This is a genomic window from Bacteroides sp. NSJ-48 (assembly GCF_014287405.1).
In the GTDB taxonomy this organism is placed as follows: Bacteria; Bacteroidota; Bacteroidia; order Bacteroidales; family Bacteroidaceae; genus Bacteroides; species Bacteroides stercoris.
The window spans coordinates 1-1,276 of sequence record NZ_JACOOD010000107.1 but is presented as its reverse complement, the minus strand read 5'-3'; the positions used below and the strand labels follow the sequence as shown (position 1 = coordinate 1,276).

Below are 1,276 nucleotides of genomic sequence, written 5' to 3'. Positions count from 1 at the left end.
CTCGCTGTCTTGTCACGTTTGGTTCCTATACGGTTCATGTGCTGTCCCATAGGACAAACGTAATAATCCTCCCCCTCATTGTAATGGAGACTTTCGGCATGGAACGGGTTGGGAGTATAACGGGGACGCTGTTCTTTATGGAAGTAATTGTACTTGATGAAGGCTTCTATCCCATTCTCCTGCATGAACCGGTAATTTTCTTCCGAACCGTAACCGGAGTCTGCCACGCAGATATTCGGTAAACGGTTATAGCGGTACTGGAAAGAGTGGAAAAAAGGTATGAGGGTCAGTGTATCGGTAGGGTTGGGAAACAGACGGAAGTCTGTGATAAATTGGTTTTCAGTACCTATTTGCAGATTATATCCGGGTTTGGTCTGCCCGTTCTTCATGGCATCTTCTTTCATGCGCATGAATGTGGCACCAGGATCGGTCTTGGAATAGGAGTTACGTTCTCCAAGGGTATCAAGGTGATTGTCATATTCTATCAGCTTGTCACGATACCCTTCAAGTTCCCTGACCTGCTTCTTCTTTTTGCGCAGGGCTTTCTTTTCTTCCTTATCCTTTGTTGCAGGCTGGCGTTCCAGGGCTTCTTTAAGTTCATCCACTATGTCAGAGAGCTTGCAGGAAGTAAACTCCACGGATGTGTCTTTTATAGAGTTCTCCTGTGCAATGGTTTCATCCACCTGCTCCAAGAGAATACGGATTTTATCCATTAGTCTCGTACGGTTCCGTTCGACTGTCTTGCGCCAGACAAAAGTATATTTGTTGGCTTTGGATTCAATCTTAGTACCGTCGATATACTCCACATCAAGGCTGATGAAGCCTTTATCGGCAAGGACAAGAACCAACTGGGTAAATACATTATTTATTTCCTCCTTTACACGGTTACGAAAACGGTTGATCGTGATAAAATCCGGATGCTCATTACCGGCAAGCCAAATATAATGAATGTCACGAAGGAGGTGCTTCTCTATTTTACGGCAAGAATAGATATTATTCATGTAGGCGTAGATTATCACCTTAAGCATCATTTTAGGATGATAAGGACAACGGCCCGTTTCCTTATAAAGCTTCTTGAAACTCTCAAGATTGAGGTTGTCAATAACAGCATTCACGATGCGAACCGGGTCGTTCGTAGCTATGTTTTCATCAATTCTTTGTGGAAAAAGAACGGTTTGGTTGGGAATGTAAGGACGAAAATGTAACTTTGCCATAACGAAAAACTTTATGCCTAAAGATACGAAAACTTTGGGTAATAACAAAGCCCGGGCTTGAG

The 1,276-nt window shown here is 43.3% G+C and carries 1 protein-coding gene; it reads right to left on the bottom strand.

The features are described from left to right. Nucleotides 1-1,214, bottom strand: a 1,214-nt coding sequence (locus H8S52_RS19655) for an IS1182 family transposase (protein WP_186910407.1), incomplete at its 3' end; no start/stop codon positions are given. Nucleotides 1,215-1,276: the final 62 nt, after the last annotated feature.